The organism is Nostoc sp. DSM 114159 (assembly GCF_053470285.1).
Window position 1 is genome coordinate 4,709,422 of sequence record NZ_JBPFEH010000001.1, and the last position, 17,359, is coordinate 4,726,780.

The following is a 17,359-nucleotide window of genomic DNA, read 5'->3' on the forward strand; positions in this document are numbered from 1 at the left end:
CTTAGCGTCAAAGCCAGCCTAAAACTAGCTTTTAGCTGAAGTTGACACCAATGAGCAATGCTGTATCCCTACGACAACTGAGTTTTGAATTCTTTTAATATAATCGCATAGATGATATTTTTACCTCTTTTGAGGCACTAATACAGGTAGTTTCGGGGCATCGGCTGCAAATTTAGCGTGTTGTCCAACAGTCAAAACATGAAACTGACTGGATATAATTTCTAAACTTTTGTTCACTATTGCCAGCTTTTTGTAAGTAGGAACACTCATACCTGGAAAGAATGAGAGTTCTGGCACATCTTCTTGACTTACAAAATCTGTAGGATGGAGTAGCAAAGAAGGCTGGACGCGTGTAACTTTACACAGCCACAGGGCAATTCGCAGATAGAGTAACGCCACTTCCGAAGAAAATGTACTCAGAAACATTATGTAACTGAAGTGAATTGGCACTTTAAAAATTGGCATGGTGGTAACGGGAATCTCAGTTAGCTTATCCTTATCTAGTTTCCACTGGTAAGGTTTTAGAGGCTGCAAACCCTGTTTAAAACCGCCAAACAGCGCTTCCCGTTTTTTACGTTCTTCCTTGCTCAATTTACAAGTTATTAAATAATATGCTCGTGCTATGGGGCCCAAAAATGTAGGAAAAGTCGAAGCATCATATTCGTATCCCCGACGTGCTAAGACTTTCAAAACTGCTGGAGAAAAACTGTATCCTGGCCCCCGGAAGCCGATAGGATGTTGATGAGTGACGCGCTTGATATGTTCTTCGGCCAGTGCCACCTCTTCTTCAATCTCATTCTCTGAATACAGATGTAGCCAAGGATCGTGATAGAATGAGTGGTTGCCAATTTCGTGACCGGCGCTAGCGATCGCTTGTATTGCTTTGGTATTCTTTTCTAGCGCTGCATCCTGACCGACAATGAATACTGTGATTGTCAAATCCCATTGCTTGAGAATATCTAAGAAACGAGGTACTGCGATATCCAAGTAAGAAGGATAAGTCTGCCAACCCGGAGCGCCCTGATTTTTTAAATAAGACCAAATATTATCTAAATCTAAGGAAAGACTGGCTATTGGTTTGTTTCTTTTTTGCTTAATTTTCATTATGAGTTCAAGTATTTAGACAATTTTAAGCGTAAATTATATTGTTAAATTTGAATTTTATCAGTGAATTTCCATAGTTCGACTCAGGGCTGAGTTTAAAATAAAGCTCAAGCCTGAATGTTTGCATTTCCTCCTTTTTAAAACAAAGAGTTACTTTCAAAGCAGTATTTCATAGACATTGCCTAGATTAGTGGATTAGATTTATATTTACTTCTCTAAAAAATATTGCCTATCGATTAGATAATAGGTTTTCAACGCTCCTTTGATATCGATTTTATCAAACCTTTTGACGACTTTTTACCCTGATACTTAATTACCGAGCGGTAATAGATTATAACTAAGATATATATAACATAAATAGTTTTTAGTGATTGCGCTAAATATATGAAGTTATTAATAATTTTTATCTTCAATTTTTATCATCATTTCGATTAAAAGCAATTATCCAAAAACTTTATCCACATCTTAGATGTTGATTTGCTGCTTTTGGGTTAAACACATGGCAATTCCCTTTTCGTAGTAAGCTGCCTCATTAATAAAAATTGGCCAAACAGTAGATCCTCCCTCATAAACAATTGTTTTATCATCAAAAGTTAGAAAAATTGGATCTCCTGGGTTCAAGGCTTGATAATCCTTATCTTGAAGCTCTGGATGAATCATTCCAAAGATTGTACCATCGGGTTTTTTTGGGTAGTCTACAACTGATAAATGGTCATAGAGAATCAACGTTTCATTATTTGATGGAATTTTACCCTGGTTAAACTGCTCTATGTAATCCAGAAGCGCGCGAACAAGTTCCTCTGTTTGTTGGAACAGCGTTGCTTTTAAAACTCCTTGGGCAATTGGGCCAACCTCGAATGCAAAACCTAATTCGCACAGAGAATTTACAAATGGGTTTTCTGCAATTGATTTAAAAGAACAGCGATAAACCTTAACTAAAGGGTTAATCTGGCTCAGATAAGCAGCCAATTTCAAGTTTAAGGGATGACTGTTATCAAGAATAATTGTCAGACCCATATTAGCTGTACTGCTATGCAAGTCTAAGATGAAATCTGCTTGTTTATCCTTATTTGATACTAGGGTATCCTGAATTAATTTAGCTTGCAAATCTTCGTAACTATTCAAAGTCGGATCTTGTAAATCTTGCTTGAGAAAACAGCGATTTAAATCTTTCTCAAGATATCGTCTCCCGGCGGCAAAAGCATGAGGATTTGCTAACAGTGTGACTGTCTCAAAACTCGGTCTAGTAATTAAATCGGGAAACTGGGCAAATTTTTGGATTAGGTAGGCTCCTGTAAACTCATTGCCATGAGTTCCACCGACAATTGCAACTCGATTAATCTGGTTCATGAAGCATTCACTTTGCCAATGCGATCGCGCTCATGTGGTTGATTAAGATAGGACATATCAGGGCCATTGGGGATAATTCCGCCGGGATTGAGTGGGAATAGGTTTCCGTAGTAGTCCCGCTTCACGCTTTCTACGTCGCAAGTGTCAGCCACACCCGGAAGCTGATACAAGTCACGCAGATAAGCTCCGAGATTTTGATAGTCTAGAATTCGCTGCCGATTGCATTTAAACAGCCCATAGTAGGCACTATCAAACCGAAATAATGTTGTAAATAACCGCACATCTGCAAGTGTCAGATGTTCACCGCAGAGATAGCGATTAGTCTGCAATGCAAGTTCAATCTCATCAAGAGTTGCGAACAGTTCATTACAGGCTTGATTGTATGCTTCTTGACTTTGGGCAAAGCCACAGCGATACACACCGTTATTTACCGTGTGATAAATCTTTTCATTCCACCAGTCAATTTTCTCTTTAAGTTCTTCTGGGTAAAGATTTAGCGTCGGATTGTTGGCAAATTCGTTAAACTCAGAGTTCAGCATGACGATAATCTCTGAACTCTCATTATTGACGATCGCTTTTGTTTGGTTATCCCATAATACTGGTACTGTCGAGCGTCCACTATAGCCCGGTTCTGCCTTTTGATAAAATTCAGCCAGTGTGCGACAACCTTCAACTTCATCGTTAAATATCCAACCGCCTTCAATGGGAGAAGGAGAGACGATACATACTGATATTACCGCTTCGAGTTTTTTGAGCGATCGCACAACCAAAGTTCGATGCGCCCAAGGACAGCCCAGCCCAACATAAAGTTTGTAGCGCCCCGTTGCTGGTGGGTGTGGATTCCCTGATTCTGTACCGATGAACTTGCGAAACTGGCTATTAGGACGAATATATGCTCCCGACTGATTGCGAGGAGCCAGATTTGACATCATTATCCGCCACATAGTCGTCCAAACAAACTTTCCTAGCCAGATAATCAGTTTGGGAGGAAGCGACTTGCCTTTCTTCTTGGGGAGCTTTTTCTCGTCATCCATTGGAGTTGAGTTAGTCATGGCGACAATTTTGCTTTGGGAGCGATCGACGTTACTGCTGTATATGCTGTTAAATTTATAATCCGTAGGTTCTCATACCTATACGCACCTTGAGATTTCTTACTTTACTTTACTACGCTTTGCCTGAACTGTCGGATCTATGTAAGGATTCAGGTCTAATATTGGGGAAGTAAAGAAGGGCAAGACAGACAATTATTAAAGTCAGCAATTAGAGCTTGTGCAAAAAAAATCAATAACAGACCTACCTTGACGGCGATAAGTCTGCACCACTGTCAACAAATTAGCAGTATGACAAAACCGCTCCATCGAACGGGAACCACCACTAATCTTACGTTTTGTCACAGCCAAACGAAGAGAGCGTTCAGTGTTTCATCTATATGAATATTAAAGCGATCGCCTGTTCAATGATGATATCCACCAACTCTTCTTTGGACAGCTAGTTAAGACTTTCCCGGTCGATTTGTTGAGGCGCGTTGAGGTTGATGATTGTGATACTCTACCCCAAGCGTCCGCTTTGTTAATACTCTGCCACCTGAATCCTTACGACGCATCGTTGTAGCGTTTATCTGCGGCAGCAGGCATTGTAACAATGATAAGATATCGGGCATGGGCGGCAAGTGGTTTTTGAGTTGTCGTTGTGAGAGACAATAACTCTACTACGAAACGCCCTACCTCTTCATCCTCTTATTTTGGCAACGGTATTGAGAAGAGATTGGACTTTATGAATAACAACCCTGTCACCCCTCCTGCACAATGTCCTTTCCGTGGAAGCCGCATTGGCGGTGCGCTCGGTTCCAAGCCGCAAACTGATGATTGGTGGCCGAACCGACTTCAGGTCGAACTGCTTCACCAAAATTTGCCCCAAGCTAACCCACTGCGAGATTTCGATTACAAAGTAGCCTTCGCGAAGATTGACTTCAAACAGTTGAAGAGCGATATCAAAGCGCTGCTGACCGATTCGCAGAACTGGTGGCCAGCCGACTATGGTAATTATGGACCTCAAATGATTCGCATGGCGTGGCACTCAGCAGGCACCTACCGGATCGCAGACGGTCGGGGCGGAGCGAGTCAGGGTATGCAACGCTTTGCACCAATCAATTCGTGGTGGGATAATGGGAACACAGATAAATCACGACGGCTGCTCTGGCCCATCAAGCAGAAATATGGTGCGGCAATAAGCTGGGCTGATTTGATGAGTCTGACTGGCAACTGCGCGCTCGAAATCATGGGGTTTAAGACCTTCGGTTTTGGTGGCGGTCGCATTGATGCCTGGGAGGCAGATCGCGCGACATACTGGGGGCCGGAGTTCTGGAACGGCGATCCGGTTGACGATATCAAGGAACACCCTGGTCATCCTGACGAGATGGTCACTCGCACGATTCGGTGGGTTGGGAAGCCGAACGAGGAATACTACGACCTTGAGAACCCGCTAGCAGCTTCGCACCAGGCGCTAATTTACGTCAATCCAGAAGGTCCAAACGCCGAAGGCGACCCTCATGGCTCAGCGCGAGACATTCGCGAGACGTTTGCGCGTATGGGCATGAATGACGAAGAAACTGTCGCGCTGATTGCAGGTGGTCATGCCTTTGGCAAAAGTCACGGCATGGTCTCGCCGGACAAGATCGGTCCAGCACCGGAAGCCGCGCCGATTCAGGCGATGGGCTTAGGGTGGCAGAACCCTGAAGGCACTGGGTTTGCCGAATATACAATGACGAACGGGATCGAAGGATCGTGGACTCCAAATCCAACCCAGTGGGACAACAGTTACTTAACCAATCTTTTTAAGTACGATTGGGAACAGACAAAAAGTCCAGTAGGTGCGATTCAGTGGAAGCCAAGCAATCCTGATGCGCCGAAGACACCGGATGCCCATCAACCGGGCGTTGAACATCCGTTAATGATGATGACTTCGGACGTTGCCTTGAAGGTCGATTCGACCTATCACGAAATCTGTCAGCGCTTCTTGGGTGACTTTGATTACTTCAGCGATGCGTTCGCGCGCGCCTGGTATAAGCTGATCCATCGAGACATGGGTCCGAAAACGCGCTATCTTGGTCCGGAAGTCCCAGAGGAAGATCTGATCTGGCAAGATCCAATTCCGGCACTGGATCATGATGTCGTTGATGCCGCCGATATCAAGTCTCTCAAGGATAAAATTTTAGCAAGTGGACTCTCTGTTTCGGCGCTCGTGTCAGCCGCTTGGGCAGCGGCATCGAGTCACCGCCATTCCGACAAGCGCGGCGGCGCAAATGGGGCGCGCGTTCGCCTCAATCCTCAGAAAGACTGGGAAATGAACCGCCCGCAGGAACTCGGCGAGGTGCTATCGACCCTTGAGCAAATTCAGGCGGACTTTAACGGCGCTCAGTCGGGCAACAAAAAAATCTCGATCGCAGACCTAATCGTCCTCGGTGGTTGTGCTGCGATCGAGAAGGCTGCACAAGAGGCTGGACTTTCTGTTGCCGTCCCGTTTACTCCGGGGCGGATGGATACGACTCAGGATCTGACAGATGTTGAAATGTTTAATTGGCTGAAGCCAGTTTCGGATGGTTTCAGAAATTATCACAATGAGGCGGTTGGCTATAAGGTGAAGCCAGAGCGTATCTTCCTGGATCGAGCGCAGCTCCTGACGCTGACCGCGCCCGAATGGACGGTTCTAGTTGGCGGACTTCGCGCGCTCGATCAGAATTGGGATCATTCAAAGCACGGTAGCTTCACTGACCGACCGGGTGTCTTGACCAATGACTTTTTCCGTGTTCTGACCAGTATGGACTACGAGTGGAAGCCTGTTGACAATCGCGAGATGCTTTTTGACATCTGCGATCGCAAAACGGGCGAAACGAAGTTCACCGCGACACGTTGCGATCTCATCTTCGGTTCGAACGCGGAACTTCGTCAAATTGCTGAAGTCTATGGCGCTGATGACGGTCACGAGCGTATGGTCAAGGACTTCGTTGCGGTCTGGAACAAGGTAATGATGCTCGATCGCTTCGACGTTTGCGCTTAACAGACTAGTGGTCTGTCTCATTAATTCTGAAGGGTTATAAAAGTTCGTAGTAAAAACTTTAGTCCTTGATTTGAGCGATAAATCGCTCACTACAAACCTAGCAAAATTAATGCGATAGACCACTAGCTAAATATTGACGCGCACTGAAGATTGCCTCCAAAAATGGCGATATATCAACTCAGCCTCGTAAATTGGCGAAGGTATTGATATTGTGGATACTGATATCACCTTAACGCTTCTTTTTACACAGATGATCAAAAATTAAAAATAGTTTATTCCGTTTCAGAATCTCTATCCATTTTGTAAGCCTGTAATAAATATTCTCCATTGAAGTGAATGAGATGAGTAGAATCTTCTGCAACCCAAACATCGGTTTCCCAAGCAATTTCAGCCAAATACTCTACCATCGCTTTTCGGCTTAAAAAAGTTGTCACCATGACAAGGGGGATTTTTAGATCTGCAAAGATAACTTCAAGTTCTTTCTTCCGTTTAGGGTTAATTGGCCCATGAGAAGTTACAGCTTCAATTAAAACTAGGCAATCATTTTTTAGATAATGGATAATCACATCAGGCATTTTTCCGTGAGAATCGATAGTAACACCCAAATCTCTCAATGCCACTTCATTGAAATGCGCAAACTTTTCATCTGTATCACCAATATAAATCAGTTTTCCTCCTGGTGTAAAACGTTCTGCAAACTCCTTAATAATCTTTTCAATCAGAATATTCTGTCCACCTGGCGATAGAGTTTTTACCTCTCCCTCAATTAATATCGGAATACGTGATAGTTCCCGTTCCTGAGCATATCGTTTTTTCAAAGTTTCAACTGAAGCCAGGTAAGTATGAATGCTCTTTTTCCATTCATTAGTTCCATAAGTACGTAAGAGTTCAAGCGCACTTTCTTCAATCTGATATACTGTTTTCGGACTGTTAACGGGGCGTTCAGGTGCATCTGGATTTACAATTATCAAAGCCGCATCTAAGAATTGATGGACTGTTTGGCGGCGAACAGTTTCCCGCGTATTAGGTTTATATGTTTTGCCATAGTGCAGTGCTATAAATTCCATCATTGGCGTAATTCCCATTAGGGGAGATGCAGCAGTTTCCCAAGGATCTGTTGGTTTTAAGTTAAGTAGAGCCAGTAAAGTTAAGGCTGAACGCTCATTAAGTTGTGCCCGTGGAAGTCCAAGTTCAATTAAAATTTGTAGTGCTTCATCAATACGGGTTTTAATTATTAAGGGGTTGTTTTCCGACTGATTGCTCATAGTCAGTAACTCTTTTTGCAAAAATTGATCGATTTCTTTCTGTGATGGCAAATGCTCAGTAATATATAGCCCTACAGTCATTAGTTGTGCTATTGTCGGATATTTTAAATTTCGTAAATCGGTTGCATTAACCTGAGTATGTCCATTAAACAACCGAAAAAATGCGTCAACGAGGCTAGAGTTAAGATAAGCAGCAAGACCACGTGCTAGGGTAAGATTAAGCCCTCTTCCATCCTTGTGAAAATAATTCAGGTGATTTTCAAAACCTACCCAAGAACAATTAATTTGGTTGGCATCATATACAACGGCAATAACTCGTTTTTTTTCTTCTTTAGAAGAAAACCGTTTAGTTAAAACATAATGTTCATTTGGGACTAAAAGAGAGACAGTCTGTTCTGTATATACCAAAGCTTGATGTTTTTTAGTTACCTTGGGATACTCAACATATCCTCTTGATAAATTCAATGGATAAATCAAAGGAACAGTGTTTTCTTTTGGCATTAAACACAGATATTCTTTAGCACGGAAATCTACAACACGTCCGGTTGATACAGTCAATTCTAGGTCTTTTAATGTACAGCTAAAATTAGCCATTTGTTGAATGACCTGCTGACTGAGCGTATCTGGAATAATGTGGATAAATTGTTGCGAGTCGTTGGGAAGAACTATCTCTGTATAAGCTAAGGAATTTGACAGAATAAAATCATCATCAGCATTTGAACTTGTATTAATGATTACATTGTTAAATTTTGATTTTTGTTTAACAGCATGAATAATAATCGTTTCCTGCAAAACTTCATCATCACTAAAAGCTTCCTGTCTAGAATCAAAAAGATGTATCCGATCTAAAGCCATGATTTCCAAAAACATTTTGCGGAAATTTCTAAAATATGGCCCATTACAGAAACTACGCGGCGAAATAGCTACAAGCTCCCCTCTTGATTCAAGAAGTTGAACTGTAGCAGCGATAAAACCTGTATATAGATTGCTGGTTTCTAATCCTATAGAACGTAACAAATAACGAACTTTGGAATGAGCGTTAATTTTTAAATATGGGGGATTGAGAATAGCGTGGGTAAACCTGCAATTGTCAGGATTATCAAACAAACTAGGCTGAAGAAGTCTGACTGCATCCTCAATAAAATCCGTATCCCGGATTTCATAGTTAAAAGATATATTAGCTATTTGACATTCTCTGGCACATAATTTCAATGTCTGATGCAAATACCCAATCAAAAAAGGATCGATTTCATAGGCAACAATATCTAAATTGGCTGGGCGTTTTTGGCTGTGACAAAGTTTAGCCACAAAGGCTGCAAGTAATGAGCCAACTCCTGCTCCAGCATCAAGTAGAGATATTTGAGGAAGATCGAGTTTGCCAAACATCCCAACCATTAATTCTGCGACTGGAGCAGGTGTCAAAAATTGACCTAGTTTTCCTTTTTGCTTTTGATCCTGTTTCAAGCTTGCAGCAATCCTCAGAAGGTCTACTTCATCGAGTAAGTTTCTGACAGAACATTTTGACAAGCTTTTGAATTCCAACGGCTTGTGATGATTTTCTCTAGACTCTCTACTGCTTGATTGGAACATCACGGCTGATTTTCACAGAATAAAAACCAACTTTATCAGGTTTTGAATTTCCGCCATGATATTTTAGGGAGAAACTGATGCCAGAAGCGTTTCTTTATCTAGAAATTATTTTAATATGCTTCATAAAGTCTTCGTTACTCGTCGCCTACCCATCGAATTAGAGCAACTGCGATCGCTCGCGATGGTGGAAGTTTGGCCAGAACGTCAACCCCCTCCCTACGAAATTTTACTAGAAAAAGTTAAGGAAATAGATGGATTGCTATGTCTGCTGACCGATCAAATCGATCGCCAACTCATCGAGTCTGGGAAACTCAAAGTCATCAGTCAAATGGCGGTAGGTTACGATAACATTAATATTGCCGCAGCCACGGCACAAAAAATTCCCGTCGGTAATACTCCTGGGGTGTTAACAGATGCTACCGCAGATTTTGCCTGGGCTTTGTTAATGGCAGCTGCACGGCGCGTAGTGGAGGCAGATCGATTTACTCGTGCAGGATTGTGGCAGACTTGGGAACCAGATTTGTTATTGGGGTCAAATGTTACGGGTGCAACCTTGGGGATTGTTGGTTTTGGGCGCATTGGACAAGCAGTTGCTCGTCGTGCCAAAGGATTTGAAATGCAGATATTGTATGCGAGTAGGCAACGATGCAGTCCAGAATTAGAACAATCTCTAGGTGTGAAGTTTGCTACGTTAGAATACTTACTGCAAGAGTCGGATTTCGTGACACTACATACACCATCGGCTGGTGATACTTACCATTTAATTAGCGATCGCCAATTTGAATTGATGAAGCGATCGGCTATTTTGATTAACACGGCGCGGGGAACTATTGTAGATCCAAATTCTCTGTATCGCGCCCTTGCAAACGCTCAAATCGCGGCTGCGGCTGTAGATGTCACCGAACCAGAACCGATTCCCAGCGATAGCCTGTTGTTAACCTTAGATAATCTCATTATTGCACCGCATATTGGCAGTGCCAGCCGTCAAACGCGCTCAAAAATGGCTTCAATGGCGATCGCTAATTTAATCGCAGGATTAAGGGGCGATCGCTTGGCTAATTGTGTCAACCCTGAAATTTATAATTCATAATTCACATCAGGCGTGATATCAAGTTCGGGTGATTACTTATAATAAAATCTATCAATCGTAGGTTGGGTTGAACGCCAGTGAAACCCAACATGAACATAGAGCAAATGTTGGGTTTCGTTCCTCAACCCAACCTACAGATAGTATAAGTGTTTAACCGAACCTGATATGAATTATGAACGCCCTCAATCTAGTACTGCAAGGCGGAAGTTAAAAGGGACGCATAGTTATGCGTCCCTAAAGCAAATTGGTAAACCTTTAGAAGGTGAAAGTTGTTCTCAGCGTACCGATAATTGCATCATCGTTGTTGCTGTTTTGACCAGGAGAGGTCAACCAGATGACGCCAGGGGTGATTGAGATATTATCTGACACGCGATACTTGTAAAAGCCTTCAAAGTGATAAGGTATATCATTACCAGTACCAGCAAAAACTCCGCCTCGGTTACGGGCATAAGGTTCTGCACCAGCAAAAACCCCTAAAACGTTACCCTTTTTACCGAGATCGGGTAAGGCCACTCCCAGACCGTAGCTCCAAGCTTGATAATCATCACCAGCACCAAAGCCTGTGATATCGTGGTAAGAAACGAAGCCACTGACTGACAGTTTGTCGCTGGGTCTAAAAGCTGCTTCTATACCGTAAGAATTACTGGAAGATCCGTTTAAAGTACTTAGGGTGTTAGCTTGACCAGTACCTACGACGCGGTTAGTACTACCCAAACCACCACCTAGATCGAATAAATTACCACCTCCAGCGCCATGATAACCGTGAACGTAGGTAGCAGCTATAGATAAGCGATCGCCAACACTAAAGTTCAACTGTCCCAAGGCTGCATAGTTACCATCTATTAAACCTTGATTTGCCCCAGGATTATTAGCATTTGATGCCAAGTAACCAATAGTCAGCGAACTTGGTCTCAAAATACTGCCACCCTTACCAAAGGGTAAAGTCAGTGCTGCACCTGCACCACCACCAATGCGATAAATCGGACTTTCAGAAGCAAAGGTAGACAAAGCACCATTACCGCCATCAAAGTCCTCAAAGTAAGGGTTGTTAGTAGCAACATAATCGCTATGAATACCTCCGGTGCCTGCAAAGTAGACTTGGGCTGGGCCTATAGGTACGTAATACGCCAACCAGTCGATAATCACACTGTTGTTACTAGTGCTGCCGATTTGAAATGTTTGCGTACCTTCAGCAGTATCGATTCCAACACCATTATTCCCTACTTGTGTAAAGGCTAGTGCATTCCCGGCTGCAAGACGGGTGTGTAAAACGTCTTTACCCGTGAAGCTGGTTTGCAAATCTAAACGTACCCTATCTTGGAAGACGGTATTATTCGCATCGCCAGTATTATTGCCAAAAATATCAGTAGCGACAAAAATAGCTTCACCCACCAATTTTGTGGTAGTAGAAAACTGATTAGCTTCTAGTTCCGCAGTCCGTGCTTCTAGAGAATCTACTCGACCGCGCAGAGTTGCCAGTTCTGCCGAGAATTCCTCTTGCAAACGCTGGAGAGTCGCCAAATCCTGTTTTGTCACCAAGTCAGCAGTTGCGGTCGCAATCAGTTCATTAACTCGATCTAAACAAGCATTCAAACCTGCGGCAAACTCATAACGAGTCAGTGCCCGATTGCCTCGGTAAGTAGAATTTGGGTATCCAGCAATACAACCGTAGCGCTCAACCAAGGATTGCAAAGCTTGGAATGCCCAATCAGTCGGCTGTACATCAGAAAATTGAGAAACTGATGTGACTTGAGACAATGAATTCTGGTTCTTGCCTTCGTTGCTGTAGCGATTAACATCTTCTAAAACCTTCTTTTCATCAGCCTTTTGGGCGACCAACTGCTGATTAACTTTTCGTTGCTCTGTTTGAATGAATATTGAAGCATTAGAAGTTATTGGTGCTTCTGTCTGAGCAGCTTTTAACTTTATATCTTCAAAAGAGCTTGCTCCTTCAGCAGCTATAGCTCTTGCGGAAACCAACACCGTCACTCCCAAAACTACTGGACTTAGTACCAGAGTTTTCCACAATAAATCAGACATTTTTATTTTCCTTTCCCAAAAATAACCTAAATCAGTTGGTTTAAGAAAAAGAGAACAAGCAATTATTCTACTTGTTAGAAATCTTATCAGATTGCTGTTACCTAAGCCATATCTAAGATAGTTTTATCGGATGAAGAATCGTAAACTCTTGCAGATGTATGTTTACTAAAGGTCGTGATTATAAGGTATTGTTGCGCGTTTTTGCGCGATTTATGAACTTTGGTTTCTTGTTTTTAACCTTGATTTGCTAGATAGTTTTTATCTTTAAATTTATTGCTAAATCAAGAAAGTGCATTTCTGTATTGGGTTTTAATTAGTAATTAAGAATTATTAATTATGAATAACTTTGACCCTACAACCTGCGGAATATCGGTTTAAAGTCGAGGTAAACAGTACGTAAAGCACTACAATGAAGCGATAAGTCAGCGATTTATTATCTATCTAAACTGTTCGATTTGATTCATGACTGATTACTTCTATATCCCACCCAAAACACATTTTTATTTTTTTTAGTTCCCTAATTTAAGCAGTTAATTTTTCATAACTATCGGCGATTGTTTCTAATCCCAGAATGTCATAATTCTTTGACTCAGAGGTTCCATACATCGTCAGAAGCAGAGCGTCGATTAAGGCTTTGGCTTTAAGCAGCGTTTCCTGAAACTCCATCTCCGGTTGAGAAAGGGCTACAATTCCACCACCTATACCAATGGAAGTTTGATTGGGAGTCAAAACAGCAGTCCGAATCACAATATTCAAATCGGCTGAACCATTCAAACCCAAAAAGCCGATCGCACCTGAATAAATTCCTCGCGCCTCTTGTTCTAGGCGATCGATAATTTGCATGGTGCGGATTTTGGGCGCACCAGTCATCGATCCTCCGGGAAATGCAGTTCGCACGCAATCCACCGCTTGTAAATCTGAACGTAATCGCCCGCGTACTGTTGTTACCAACTGATGTACTGTTGAGTATGTTTCCACATCCATTAATTTTGGTACGTGAATGCTACCAATTTCACAGACTCGTCCCAAATCATTGCGTAACAAATCAACAATCATCAGATTTTCAGCTTGGTCTTTTTCGCTGTTGCGTAGCTTCTCACGGAGGACAAAATCGGCTTCGGGAGTTTCTCCTCGTGGTAGGGTTCCCTTGATGGGTTTAGTTTCTACCCAACCTTGGCGATCGATCCGTAGAAACCTTTCTGGAGATGAGCAGGCGATCGCAACGCTCGCCGCAGGCATCGCAATTTCACCAAAGCGTAAAAATGCAGAGTAAGGAGCCGAATTGATTTTACGTAATGTGCGATAGAACGTCAATGGATCGGGGGTTGCATCGGTATGCAGCTGATTTGTCAAGCAAACTTGATAAGTTTCCCCTTCGTGAATTTCATCCAAGCATTGCTGAATATCTTGGATGTAATTTTGGTAAGTGCGACTCAAACGGAACTTAACTGGCTGACAACTTTCTTGGGGTATCAGAGAAAAAAGAGGATCTAGAGTTTCGAGTTGTTGTTGGATTGTATCAAACCAAGTTTCTACCTGTTCTGTTTGTCCTTTTTTGATTAATTGCAGCAAATAAAGGCACTGTTCTTGATGATCGATCGCAATCATGCGATCGGCAAGTAAGAAAATTGCATCAGGTAATGGTGAAGAATGCACCAATGACGATCCACACTCTCTCTTGAGTTCATAGCCAAAATAGCCCACAAATCCACAGTTAAAATCAAACGGTAAATCATCAGCTTGGCAACTTCGGCAGTCTATTTCTCGCTTCAAATACTCAAAAATACTTTCGGTGCGACGAGTTACGGTATCTAACTGTGTAATGATGATTTCTTGCGTTTCGGTATTATATCGTACCAATAGACTGTTAACCCCGCTTCCATCACCCATAAATGAAAAGCGAGATAGACCAAATTCCACACGGCTGCTATCTAGCCAAAAAGCGTTTGTTGCATTCCCAAATAGCTGTACAAATATTTGTTCTGTATTTGGGCAGATATCTAACTTGCGCGTATACAATTCAAACTTCTCTTCCTGTTCTTGGCAGGGTCGATCCACAACAGGAGTAACATCTCCATATCCAATCCAATATTGCTTTTGTGGACTTCTTGATGCCTCCTGCCTCCTTAACGATTTCTCTGTAAATTGCTGCGTAATATCTCGAAAGTTTTTTAATAATCTTTGCCCATATTCTGTACAGATAGACTCTGGGTGAAACTGCACACCCCAAAAAGGTAGATGTAGATGACGCAATCCCATCACCAATCCTTCTTCTGTCCAAGCAATTTTTTCTAAACATTCAGGTAGTTCATCAGCAACTAATAACGAGTGATAGCGCACCACAGAAAACTGATTAGGAATACCTTGAAATAATTCTGAATTATTATGATAAATTTTACTGAGTCTGCCATGTCGAACTTCCGGTGCATGAATTACTCTTCCACCATATAGATAGCCAAGTCCTTGATGTCCCAGACAAACTCCCAACAAGGGTACATTCACATTCTCAATTATTTGCCGACAGACTCCAAAATCTTCTGACCTTTCTGGACGACCGGGGCCAGGTGAAATCACAATGTTGTCAAAAGCAATTTCTTTTAATTCATCCCAGTTAAGGCGATCGTTATAAATTACTAGAGGTAGTTCCCTATTTACCTCGGCAATCATTTGGTAAAGATTAAATGTATAAGAGTCATAGTTATCAATAATTAGCGTTTGCATACATAGTCACTTAACTAGCACATATAGCAATCCTAAATCATTCGTGAAAAATTAGATCCCCAACTTCTTCAAGAAGTCAGGGATCTGGCTTAAGTTCTATAGGCACATCTTCAAAAATAAAGGGTTTTAAAAAACTTTACTGGATGAATGATGGCTTGTTTGCCAAAGGTCACATTTATACAAGAATTTCACTCGATTTTGTGCCATTTCTAGATTTTACCTTCTTGTTTTTAACCCTGATTTGTGGTAGGTCTTTTTTGTCTTTGTAAAAGTAACAGATTTCTACTAGAGTTGGCCATATTTCTAGAGAACCGTGAAATTGGCTAATAACATCATCGATAATTCTGGAAACGTTTTGCTGAAAAAAGTCTGGTTCAAATCCATAGAAGACTCTCGATAAATTCTCAGCAAATAATTGAAGTGACTGCTTGCGTTCTTCATTCTGGGTAGAGATTGAGGCTTTGACTACTTGCCTGTGGATAGCAGAGATTTTTTCCAGGATTTCCTCAGAATCTTGTAAAGTGACTTCGCCTGAGTAATCAAACTTTATTCCCAAATCGTCAAGATGATAAACACTGTTTTTAATTTTCTTTTTCAGCAAGCTACATATTTCTTCATTAAATAGTTCGCTAGCGAGAGGATTACGCATATAGTTATTTCTAATATGGTTTTGTACAGCATCAACGTGTGCAGCTGCAATTCCTTCTTGCTGTATCCAAATCCTGTATATATAATCCTCAAATCTGAGCCGAGTTGGAAAGAAGGGTGGTAAACCTAGCTGATTATCATATCCAGCAACTCCACAATCCATTCTCCAGTTTTTGTTAGTAATAACGGGTCTAAAATTGGTAAGAATATAAAAATCATTTAGGTCATTGGGGCTAATTTGATTCTCATCATTGAGATACATGTGAACAAAATCAAGGGTATCAATATCATTAGTTCCTGTGCGAAAAGTTTGGGCAATCTTAACGATCGCATTATTCAAGACTCTCCCCTGTTGTAATAAAAGGCTGTTTTCTCGAAAGTAGCCTTTAGTTGTATTGGTTTCTAAATCCATTGCTGTATCAAGTACCAATTCTCCAGTCTCAAAGTTTTCTGGTACATGACTAGCTTTTTGACCTAAAACATCACCAAAAGCTGTGAGTAAGTCAAAAGATTTATGGACGTAGCCACCTTGTTGGTTAGATTTAATTAATTTTCCTCGGCATATTTCATCACCAGATAAAGATTCTGGGCTAGTTTCAATTAATGCATCTGGACGCATATCGTCATCTGCACTAACCATTAAATGTCCAAGGGTATACATGAGTGTGAAGTTACGATTTCCTCCATAACTAGGTCGAAATAAATTTTTGACTAGTGATTCTAGCTTGCGATCGCGCAGTCTTTCGTTTAAAAATGTAATAAATTGCTCTTTCTGTTGTGGCCCAACATAAAACACATCATTGACTGTCTTAGTCTGCTCTAAAAGTGGATAATATTTCTCATGATTGGCAATGCTGGAATCGTCAAAAACGATAATTTTTAAAGCATGACCATTTGCCCAGAAATTCTCATCATACTTTTCGATAGTTTGTGCAACATCTCTCAATCGATGAGTTGGAATAACAAATACTGTTTCTTTTTGTTTCATAAAATTTATTTGGGTTTTTCAGCACAAAGCCTTGGATCGTAATTGGAAAGTATGGGATAAAGCGATCGCTTGATATATAGCGATAAACTTACCTATCTATTTAGGGCTGTAGTCAGAACAATTGAGTGCTTGTTTTGTTAGAGCAGTGGTAGGATGTACTGCACACTTTAGAAAATAGTTATTGTTAAAAAATTGGCATTTTTTACAGGTATGTTGCTCTAAATGTTTAATGCTTACTATTTCATCTTTATCTGGCGCTGCATTTTCTGGGGGATCTTCTAGTGCTTTGCAGACAGATGAAACTAGAAAAACAACAATTGCCCAAACAATCATGAAATAAATGTGAGCCAAAAACACTGCTACAAAGGGAATGTCTCCGTTATGTGGTTTGGTGTCACTATGTGTTGCCTTAGACAAGTTAGCTTCAATCAGGGTGGACTGATGAACACTTTTTTGGGCGGATACATAAAGTCGGAAAAGCTCCAAAGTATGCATATTAAAAACCTT

10 protein-coding genes and 1 pseudogene are annotated in these 17,359 nt (G+C 41.6%); 2 read left to right on the plus strand and 9 right to left on the minus strand.

Going from position 1 to position 17,359, the window contains the following annotated elements:
* Positions 1–120: 120 nt before the first annotated feature.
* From ACR5KR_RS19455 to ACR5KR_RS19470, 4 genes and pseudogenes are all read right to left on the minus strand, one after another.
* Complete coding sequence (locus tag ACR5KR_RS19455; protein WP_448267658.1) at positions 121–1,104, minus strand: polysaccharide deacetylase family protein; 984 nt, start codon at positions 1,102–1,104, stop codon at positions 121–123.
* 465 nt (positions 1,105–1,569) lie between these two features.
* Complete coding sequence (locus ACR5KR_RS19460) at positions 1,570–2,454, minus strand: aspartoacylase (protein WP_448267659.1); 885 nt, start codon at positions 2,452–2,454, stop codon at positions 1,570–1,572.
* Positions 2,451–3,506, minus strand: a complete 1,056-nt coding sequence (locus ACR5KR_RS19465; RefSeq protein ID WP_448267660.1) for a glutathione S-transferase family protein — start codon at positions 3,504–3,506, stop codon at positions 2,451–2,453. The genes ACR5KR_RS19460 and ACR5KR_RS19465 overlap by 4 nt, the downstream gene beginning before the upstream one ends.
* 155 nt (positions 3,507–3,661) lie before the next feature.
* Positions 3,662–3,869 (minus strand): annotated as a pseudogene (locus ACR5KR_RS19470) (IS66 family transposase); the annotation flags it as partial.
* A gap of 358 nt (positions 3,870–4,227) precedes the next feature.
* Between ACR5KR_RS19470 and katG the strand changes: the two are divergent.
* Entirely contained in the window at positions 4,228–6,510 is a 2,283-nt protein-coding gene (gene katG, locus ACR5KR_RS19475; protein WP_448267661.1) for a catalase/peroxidase HPI, read from the plus strand.
* A gap of 272 nt (positions 6,511–6,782) precedes the next feature.
* On the opposite strand, the gene ACR5KR_RS19480 is transcribed toward katG, so the two are convergent.
* A complete protein-coding gene (locus ACR5KR_RS19480; protein ID WP_448270264.1) occupies positions 6,783–9,365 on the minus strand; it encodes a BsuBI/PstI family type II restriction endonuclease in 2,583 nt (860 codons plus the stop codon).
* Between the two features lie 115 nt (positions 9,366–9,480).
* Here ACR5KR_RS19480 and ACR5KR_RS19485 point away from each other — a divergent pair, with 115 nt between their 5' ends.
* Positions 9,481–10,455, plus strand: coding sequence for a 2-hydroxyacid dehydrogenase (locus ACR5KR_RS19485; RefSeq protein ID WP_448267662.1), 975 nt, complete (start codon positions 9,481–9,483; stop codon positions 10,453–10,455).
* A gap of 255 nt (positions 10,456–10,710) precedes the next feature.
* On the opposite strand, the gene ACR5KR_RS19490 is transcribed toward ACR5KR_RS19485, so the two are convergent.
* The 4 genes from ACR5KR_RS19490 to ACR5KR_RS19505 form a co-directional block, all read right to left on the minus strand.
* Positions 10,711–12,495 carry an iron uptake porin gene (locus tag ACR5KR_RS19490; RefSeq protein WP_448267663.1) on the minus strand — a complete coding sequence of 595 codons (1,785 nt, stop codon included), beginning with the start codon at positions 12,493–12,495 and terminating at the stop codon, positions 10,711–10,713.
* A gap of 522 nt (positions 12,496–13,017) precedes the next feature.
* Positions 13,018–15,216: an aminodeoxychorismate synthase component I gene (gene pabB / locus ACR5KR_RS19495; protein ID WP_448267664.1), complete on the minus strand. Its 2,199-nt coding sequence runs from the start codon at positions 15,214–15,216 to the stop codon at positions 13,018–13,020.
* Positions 15,217–15,391: 175 nt separating this feature from the next.
* The gene (locus tag ACR5KR_RS19500; RefSeq protein ID WP_448267665.1) at positions 15,392–16,852 is read right to left on the minus strand and encodes a hypothetical protein; all 1,461 of its coding nucleotides are present in this window, start codon (positions 16,850–16,852) and stop codon (positions 15,392–15,394) included.
* 96 nt (positions 16,853–16,948) lie between these two features.
* Positions 16,949–17,347: a hypothetical protein gene (locus ACR5KR_RS19505; protein ID WP_448267666.1), complete on the minus strand. Its 399-nt coding sequence runs from the start codon at positions 17,345–17,347 to the stop codon at positions 16,949–16,951.
* Positions 17,348–17,359 lie beyond the last annotated feature (12 nt).

Excerpts from the sequence above, each read along its gene's own strand:
- ACR5KR_RS19455 (WP_448267658.1), bottom strand. The coding sequence starts at position 1,104 with ATGAAAATTAAGCAAAAAAGAAACAAACCAATAGCCAGTCTTTCCTTA.
- ACR5KR_RS19460 (WP_448267659.1), bottom strand. The coding sequence starts at position 2,454 with ATGAACCAGATTAATCGAGTTGCAATTGTCGGTGGAACTCATGGCAAT.
- ACR5KR_RS19465 (WP_448267660.1), bottom strand. The coding sequence starts at position 3,506 with ATGACTAACTCAACTCCAATGGATGACGAGAAAAAGCTCCCCAAGAAG.
- katG (WP_448267661.1), top strand. The coding sequence starts at position 4,228 with ATGAATAACAACCCTGTCACCCCTCCTGCACAATGTCCTTTCCGTGGA.
- ACR5KR_RS19480 (WP_448270264.1), bottom strand. The coding sequence starts at position 9,365 with ATGTTCCAATCAAGCAGTAGAGAGTCTAGAGAAAATCATCACAAGCCG.
- ACR5KR_RS19485 (WP_448267662.1), top strand. The coding sequence starts at position 9,481 with ATGCTTCATAAAGTCTTCGTTACTCGTCGCCTACCCATCGAATTAGAG.
- ACR5KR_RS19490 (WP_448267663.1), bottom strand. The coding sequence starts at position 12,495 with ATGTCTGATTTATTGTGGAAAACTCTGGTACTAAGTCCAGTAGTTTTG.
- pabB (WP_448267664.1), bottom strand. The coding sequence starts at position 15,216 with ATGCAAACGCTAATTATTGATAACTATGACTCTTATACATTTAATCTT.
- ACR5KR_RS19500 (WP_448267665.1), bottom strand. The coding sequence starts at position 16,852 with ATGAAACAAAAAGAAACAGTATTTGTTATTCCAACTCATCGATTGAGA.
- ACR5KR_RS19505 (WP_448267666.1), bottom strand. The coding sequence starts at position 17,347 with ATGCATACTTTGGAGCTTTTCCGACTTTATGTATCCGCCCAAAAAAGT.